The organism is uncultured Metabacillus sp., assembly GCF_947503125.1.
In the GTDB taxonomy this organism is placed as follows: domain Bacteria; phylum Bacillota; class Bacilli; order Bacillales; family Bacillaceae; genus Metabacillus.
This window is the reverse complement of sequence record NZ_CANNCR010000006.1, coordinates 168,555-176,515: the sequence shown is the minus strand read 5'-3', so window position 1 is coordinate 176,515 and position 7,961 is coordinate 168,555. Positions and strand designations below refer to the sequence as shown.

Here is a 7,961-nt window from a genome sequence, read left to right as displayed (position 1 = left end):
AAGCGCCTTGCTCAGCCTAGGGCAAATAAGACGCTCATGAATAGAAGGCGTTCTTTGCCTTCAATTCATGAGTGGCTTATGACCTCGAGGGGCTAGGCGCTGGAGCTAGACACTAAAACTAAGTACAAAACTTTATACTTTTTTAAACTTTAAAAGAAAACACATTCGATACTTAAAATTAATTTTTAATTGTGGGTAACTTTCTAATAAGCTGTTAAAAATTTATTATTCTAAGGAATTTTTGAATTATATGCTCGAAAAATTTAGATATTAACAGCTGAAATTTCGGTTAACAACAGATTATCCACAAAAGTTATCAACATATCCACAATTTCTATCCACATTTTGTGTGAGTACAAACGTTCGCCACAATATCTATTAGGACTTTTATCCACTATTCACAAGTTATACACAGGTTTTTCATCATAATTATCCCTATTCTCCTATTAAAAGACATTATTTAATAAATAACATTTTATAGTTGCTCCGATTTATTAAGAAAAGTAAAATCAGCTTCCACTGGTTGATTCCTTTGTTTTTTAGCTTCGCGCCTCTTTTTAAAATAAACAGGCCTTCCTGTAGATACTCTTGAATACCCCTCTACCATAAACGTAACCGCCAAAATCGTTAGCGCAAAACAGACGATTGGTGTAAAAGTAATCCAAGGAGCCCATTGCAGAAATTCTTTACTACCGCCGATCAGGCCAGACCACTCATTTGTAATGGAGCGCGGCGGATCCGCCTCATTTGCTCCAGAGTGAGACATTAATGTTCCACCAAAATAAAGATTGAATAAGCCGAGATGTGCCATGACAAGCAAGGTTTGTACGAATTGCTGACCAAATAAGATGAAAAATCGCCCCTTCAAGATGGGAAGAATATGTTTTATAATGATATGCGGCTTCCTGCCTCCTAATGTTTTTGCACTTAAAATAAATTCAGCTTTGAATAATTCACTTGTTTCATTTCCGATTAACACCGTCAAGATCGGTACAGTTAATAAAGTTAACACAATAACTTCAATGAACATTCGCTCAAAAAGCGTGTAAGTATTCATTCCTGGATATTGAACAAGCACAGGACCTAATAAATAGATCGCAATAATCGTCAATGGAATAAAGTGAAAGGCATCAACTAAGCTATTTACATACCTTCGTATTCTTGAAAAATATGATCCTAGCATTAAACCTAGAGGTATTGAAATGACCATTCGAAGTGTCGCAATAACAAATGCCGCGATGATCGTAAATTTCGCCCCTATTAGCACCTTGCTTAACATATCGAAGCCAAGTCTGTCCGTTCCCAGGGGAGCTTCTACTCTAGGTGCAATTGGAGAAGAATCGATTAATTCATTATTTTCGCCAAAGATATGGTAAATCTGGCGTCCCTTATGATCAACGACCTCTGAATAAATAAAGCTAGTGCAAAGGAGGCCAGTAATAAAGAGAAAGCCAATTAAAAATAGCGGCTGTTTAAATAATTTGATCATCAGATTGTTTCGCCTCCTTTAATCGTCTTTTCTAGAAGCCATTTAACAAGGTGGTAAAAAAGAAAAATCGGAACAAATATAAACAGAAGAAGAAAGGTAAAGACTTCAGGAATCATATAGGTTGTTAAATAATAAGTGATGCCAAAAATCCCAAATAATAGCTCGACAACCACTAATGAAGAAAGCATAAACCAGATTGTTTCTTTCATACGGAAAAATAAAGAGATCATTGTGTTGCGCAAAATATGGATGATTAAAATAAATGTGTGTTTTAGACCCTTTGCTCTCCCAAGTAAAACATAATCCTTGCCCAGCTCCTCTTCATATAAATGAAGCGTGATCCTGAAAAGCTGAATAGCGGGCAGAATAGCTAAACAGATAATCGGCAACCCATATGCTCGCGAATCCCCAACTGTCACAACCTTCATCAGCAGTACATCCGTTTTTTTAAATAAAATAATGACGAATAGTTGCAACAATAGCACGACCAGAATATCTGGCAATGACTCGAAAAAATAAATCACCATTTTTATTTTGTCTCTAAGCCATTTTGGACACTGCATGGTTCCAATTGTTAAGAAAACAGATGTAATGTAAGCTAAAAACAAGGCAGAAAAGATGAGTGTTAATGAATAAAAGGCACCATCTATAATGAATGGATATACTTTATATTCTTCGCCTCTTATGAAAAATGTCATTTGATCAAAATGAAAAAGACTATAGATGATTTTCCCGATCGTTTCGACTAACAGATGGAAATGGCCTTCACCTGTGTTTGTTGCAACAAATAATGATGGCAGTGCCCCAATGATGATAATTCCGATACATGCTGTTAAAAATTGCAGAAAAAGTGCAGCCGCTTTTTTCACCCTTTCACCCCCAAGGTTGTCCTTTTTTTACCAATTATACTATATTTATAAAGTATTTAACCGAAAAAGGAAACTAGGCAATCGCCAAGCCTTAAGGCACCGGCGATTGCCTAGTTTCCCTGATACATTAATCTTCGAACTTTCATCTTTGCTGACAATTTATGCTCCCTCTTTAAGGGTAAAAAAAGAGGTAACCTAAAGTCACCTCTTTAAACTACTGTTTATTAAAACCCTTACTCTCAACAAATTCCTTCATATACATTCTTGTTGGATTCGATAATAAACGTGCCATTTGTCCTGTCCATGTATCATTTCTTTTTCCGTTTGTCCGCTTTTCATAATAGCGTGAGATATCTTGATCATATTGTTTAAGCTGTAATATATATGCTTCTTGATCCTGCTCATATTCTTCTTCATGATAAACATGCTCATAGGGTAAACGCTGCTTTTGATCAGGCTGGGCAAGCGGATAGCCCACTGCTACTCCAAACAGAGGAACAACACGTGCCGGCGTTTTTAACAGCTCACAAACCTCTTCCAGCTTATTTCTCAAGCCTCCGATATAGACAGCACCAAGACCCATTGACTCGGCCGCAAGTACTGCATTTTGTGCCGCTAATGCTGCATCTATAACAGCTACCATGAATTTCTCCGTACTTTCTAACACTTCGTCTAAATCTTGATTGTACATTTCTGCAATTAGCTGATGACGGTAAAAATCAGCACAAAACACAAAAAAATGACCGTTTTCAGCTACATAAGCTTGGCCTCCTGCTAGTTCAGCCAACTTTTCCTTTTTTTGCTTATCCTTAACACCGATAATCGAATAAGCTTGTACAAAGCTAGAAGTAGAAGCGGCCTGGGCACTTTGTACAATGGTTTTAATTTGTTCTTCAGTTAAAGCTTTATCCGCAAACTTTCTAATCGAACGATGATCCAATATAGTTTTGATTACTTGATTCAAAGCTCACCCTCCTTTTTTATTATAGAATACCGCTTGTGTTCATTTTCTGCATTCTAAATGGCTTGAAGAAAAAAATAGAGACTAGTTCAAAACTAATCTCTGCAAAGCATTTCCTTCTTATACAAGCTCTTTTTGTTTTGTCTCTTCACCTAATAAGAGAACAGCCAAGGCACCAATGACAATCGAAATCCCGAATATAAAGAATATGGTCTGAATTTGTACGTCTGCCGCAACTAGATAACCTACCAGCAAAGGCCCTAATATACCTCCGACCCTCCCGAAGGAAGCTGCTAGGCCAGTTCCTGTACCGCGAACCTCTGTTGGATAGTGCTCAGGTGTATATGCATAAAGCGCACCCCATGCCCCAAGGTTAAAAAAGGACAAAAAGATTCCAGAAGTAAGCAATAAAGGAAGGGTTTCTGCATTTCCAAAGAAATATGCACTAGCAGCTGTTCCAATTAAAAAGGTGATTAATACAAATTTTCGTCCTGTCCGTTCAATTAAATAGGCAGCAGCAAAATAGCCCGGCAATTGGGCAAGTGTCATAATCAAAACATATTGGAAGCTTTTGATTAAACTAAATCCCTTTAGCACCATCACACTTGGCAGCCAAAGGAACATTCCATAATAGGAGAAAACGACTGCAAACCATAAAATCCAAAGCATCGTCGTTTGCTTCACATAAGGCTTTGTCCAAACCATTGCGATTTTTCGGAATGGAGATTCCTTTTGCTTTGATACATTAATTGCTTGAAATCGCGGTGAATCTGGAAGCTTTAAACGTAAATAAATCGCATAAAAAGCTGGTAATGCACTTAACAATAATGCGATCTGCCAACCGTAGCTTGGTATTACAAAATAGGAAATAAGTGCAGCAATTAACCAGCCTCCTGCCCAAAAGCTCTCTAATAACACAACGACCTTTCCACGTTCATGAGCTGGCACACTTTCAGAAACGAGTGTTGAGGCAACCGGGAGTTCTCCTCCTAATCCCATTCCAATAAAAAATCGTAAAATAAGAAATAATGCTAATGAGGTCACAAAAGCTGATAAACCGCTTCCGACTGAAAACAGGAGCAGAGTAATAATAAATACATTCTTTCTTCCGATCCGGTCTGCCATGATTCCAAATACCAAGGCACCCACTGCCATCCCAATTGAATTGACACTGCCAATCCATCCCATTTGAGATGCTGTTAAATCCCATTCAATTTGTAATGCAGCAATAATAAACGAAAGAATTCCCACATCCATGGCATCAAACATCCATGCTAAGCCTGCAATACTAAGTAATTTTTTTTTGGATATCTCTTTGGTTTTCATTTAAACCACCTTTCTCTTTCCCCTGTCTTTAATGGTGTCTTGACAGAAAAAGCTCTCCATATTACTTATACTGCAAACCCTTTTAAACATCAATATTTATTGCTTAACATACCAAATTCTTTCCTTCTTCATACGTTTTTTATTAATTGGGTAATTTATACTTTTTTATCTTGTCAACATGTGATATAGTAAGTGTAACAAAACGTTCACAAAACGTACTTTTTTTTGACACAAATATGAAAGCGTATTCTAAATATAAAAGGAGCCGATTAATATGGATGTATTTTTCGCCTATCTCTTAATTTCAAGTTCAACTCCGTTGTTTTTATGGAAAGAAAATAGAAAGTTAGCCATTTGCCATATCCCGGTCGTCATCGGCATGTGGATCGTGTTTATTTCATATTTGTCATTCGATTTAGGAATGACAGGACATATTTTGTTCGGTCTATCGTTTTTTACCAATGTGGTGATTGCCCATATGACAATCTTCCACCTATTCATTGTTCCGTTCTTTAATATGATTAAAAAACCGAAAAGTGTGATTTAATAAAAAAAGTGTCTGGCCCAAGGTAAAGGGGGGCCTAGACACTTTTTTTGCAATTTTGAAGCAGAATTTTGCAACTTTTAAAGACAATCTTGCAAACTTTTCTATTTATTCAAGCATTCGACAAAATTCAAGCACCTGCGATTGCCCGCTCATTCGTTTGTCCTGCCGGTTGAGTATGAATATCAATATATCTCGCGAGCAAATAAGTCTTTACTTTAAGAAAATAAGCGAGGGATAACTGCCCGTAAAGATCCGAAAAAGGACAGAATGTCCAAGTCAGACGAGAACCACAGAACGTGGTGGTTTAATCGTGATAAGTCTCGCTTTATGATTGGCACTTCATATCTTCCTTTTTGCTTTCTTGCTATTCTTTCAAATTTAGCTTTGACAAGGCATCGGCTAATGCAGAATTGGTAAAGTCATTGTCCTGTTTTTTCATATACTTCGCAACATCACGCTTCGATACCTTACTGTTTTGATTTTTCTTTCGTCGCTCCTGGAAGGTGGACATTTTTTCGCGATGGCCGCAGCGGCATACAAAAATTTGCCCTTCACCTTCACCCCTAAGCTCAAGCTTTTTGTGACAGTTCGGGCAGCGGGCGTTTGTTACTTTAGAGACCCCTTTTCGATAGCCGCATTCACGGTCCTGGCATACAAGCATTTTTCCCTTTTTACCATTTACCTCAAGAAGAAGCTTACTGCATTCAGGACATTTGCTCCCCGTGATATTGTCATGTTTAAAACGTTGATTGCTGTTTTTGATTTCGTTCACTACTTCTTTAGCGTATTGCTTCATTTCATTTAAAAAGGCTTGCTTTGATAAAGAGCCTTTAGAAATCCTTGTCAGCTTTTGCTCCCATTCTGCTGTTAAAACAGGTGATTTCAGCTCCTCAGGCACTAGCTGCAGAAGCTGCTTTCCTTTCGAAGTGATGAAGATCTCCTTGCCTTTCTTTTCAATTAAGAAACTGCTATACAGCTTTTCAATAATATCCGCCCGTGTCGCTACTGTTCCTAGTCCGCCTGTTTCCCCAATGGTTTTAATTAACTCTTTGCTCTCACCAGCCATAAAGCTTTTTGGGTTTTCCATAGCTGAAAGCAGTGTTGCCTCATTAAACCGTGCCGGCGGTTTTGTTTCACCCGTCGTTTTGGTTATAGACGTAATCGACAGCTCCTCACCTTTTGCCAAAACAGGGAGGCTTTGCTCATCCTCTAGATCTTCATCTACATAATCGCTGTAAACTTCCTTCCACCCTTGGGCTATGACCCGCTTTCCTTTTGCTGTAAAACGCTCCTCATCAATTTTGGCTGTTACAACGGTTTGCTCATATTGATAAGCAGGGAGCAACACAGCTAAGAAACGTTTGACAACTAAGTCATAAATTTTGCGTTCCTTGTCAGTTAATGCACTTAATGGCACTGATTCCTCTGTCGGGATGATCGCATGATGATCAGATACCTTCGCATCATCAACAAAGGATTTATTTGCTTTAATCGGCTGGTTTAAAATTCTGGCAACTGCCTGTGCATACGGCTTTATTCTGCAAGCTTCAAGCCTATCCTTTAATGTATCCACAATATCGTTTGATAAATAGCGTGAATCTGTTCGTGGATAGGTTAACACCTTATGCTGCTCATACAGCTTTTGCATGATCGACAGCGTCTCTTTTGCAGAGAAGCCGAAGCGTTTATTGGCATCACGCTGAAGCTCTGTTAAATCATAAAGCGCTGGCGCGTACGCTTTTTTAGGAGATATTTTGATGTCAACAACCGTTGCCGATTTTCCTTTCAGGTTTTTTAGCTTCTCATCAATGATCTGCTCAGTAAAGGTTCTCGAATCATTTGTTTTCGCATCATGCCATGTCAGCGCCAATCCATTTGTTGAGATTGCCTTCATCCCATAGTATTTTTTTGGCTTAAAGCTCTTAATTTCCTCTTCACGCTGGGCAATCATCGCAAGGGTCGGCGTTTGCACACGTCCTGATGAAAGCTGGGCATTGTATTTTGTTGTTAACGCACGGGTAGCATTTAATCCAACAATCCAATCCGCCTCTGCTCTTGCAACCGCTGAAGCATATAGGTTTTCATATTCTTTGCCATTTCTAAGCTTGCGAAAGCCTTCTTTAATCGCTTTATCTGTGACAGATGAAATCCATAACCGTTTAATCGGTTTGTTCACTCTCGCCTTTTCAATAATCCAGCGGGCAACAAGCTCGCCCTCACGCCCAGCATCTGTTGCAATGACAATCTCACGTACATCTTTGCGCACCAGCTGAGATTTAACGGCTTGAAATTGCTTACCCGTCTTTTTAATGATCACTAGCTTAAGTGGGGAAGGCAGCATTGGTAAATCCTCTAAGCGCCATGTTTTATAGTTATCCCCATAGCTTTCTGGATCAGCAAGTGTGACAAGATGCCCAAGCGCCCATGTCACAATATACTGATCTCCTTCTAAAAAGCCATTTCCTTTTTTATGACATTTCAACACTCTAGCCAAATCTCTGCCTACAGAAGGCTTTTCAGCTAGAACGACTATTTTACTCATAATAACATCCTTTCGAAAATCCGGTTTCCTTGTTCTATTATAGGGGTTATTGTACTTGAAATCTAATCCGATTCATTAAAAAGGGAGGCTTTTCTATTGGGGGGAACTAACAATTTCCATGTTGAGGGCCAAAATGTATCGATAAGTCCCTTCAAAAGCTGAAAATCTCCTTATCCAACTTTAATTGAAATAGAAGCTTCTATTGACCTTTTGAAGGGGACTTCTAT

Annotated in this window: 6 protein-coding genes; 1 reads left to right on the top strand and 5 read right to left on the bottom strand. The window is 38.6% G+C overall.

Annotated features, from left to right (window positions below; genetic code table 11):
- Nucleotides 1-475: 475 nt before the first annotated feature.
- The 4 genes from Q1B07_RS07235 to Q1B07_RS07220 form a co-directional block, all read right to left on the bottom strand.
- Entirely contained in the window at nucleotides 476-1,489 is a 1,014-nt protein-coding gene (locus Q1B07_RS07235) for an ABC transporter permease (RefSeq protein WP_299091204.1), read from the bottom strand.
- Nucleotides 1,489-2,358 (bottom strand): ABC transporter permease subunit, encoded by an 870-nt coding sequence (locus Q1B07_RS07230; RefSeq protein ID WP_299091207.1) that lies wholly within the window; start codon nucleotides 2,356-2,358, stop codon nucleotides 1,489-1,491. Before Q1B07_RS07230 ends, Q1B07_RS07235 begins: the two co-directional genes overlap by 1 nt.
- 214 nt (nucleotides 2,359-2,572) lie before the next feature.
- The gene (gene nfsA / locus Q1B07_RS07225) at nucleotides 2,573-3,322 is read right to left on the bottom strand and encodes an oxygen-insensitive NADPH nitroreductase (RefSeq protein ID WP_299091210.1); all 750 of its coding nucleotides are present in this window, start codon (nucleotides 3,320-3,322) and stop codon (nucleotides 2,573-2,575) included.
- Between the two features lie 117 nt (nucleotides 3,323-3,439).
- On the bottom strand, nucleotides 3,440-4,645 hold the full coding sequence (locus tag Q1B07_RS07220; RefSeq protein ID WP_299091212.1) for an MFS transporter: 1,206 nt from the start codon (nucleotides 4,643-4,645) through the stop codon (nucleotides 3,440-3,442).
- Between the two features lie 274 nt (nucleotides 4,646-4,919).
- On the opposite strand from Q1B07_RS07220, the gene Q1B07_RS07215 reads away from it, so the two are divergent.
- Nucleotides 4,920-5,192 carry a spore morphogenesis/germination protein YwcE gene (locus tag Q1B07_RS07215; protein ID WP_299091213.1) on the top strand — a complete coding sequence of 91 codons (273 nt, stop codon included), beginning with the start codon at nucleotides 4,920-4,922 and terminating at the stop codon, nucleotides 5,190-5,192.
- A gap of 364 nt (nucleotides 5,193-5,556) precedes the next feature.
- On the opposite strand, the gene Q1B07_RS07210 is transcribed toward Q1B07_RS07215, so the two are convergent.
- Nucleotides 5,557-7,734, bottom strand: a complete 2,178-nt coding sequence (locus Q1B07_RS07210; RefSeq protein ID WP_299091215.1) for a DNA topoisomerase III — start codon at nucleotides 7,732-7,734, stop codon at nucleotides 5,557-5,559.
- Nucleotides 7,735-7,961 lie beyond the last annotated feature (227 nt).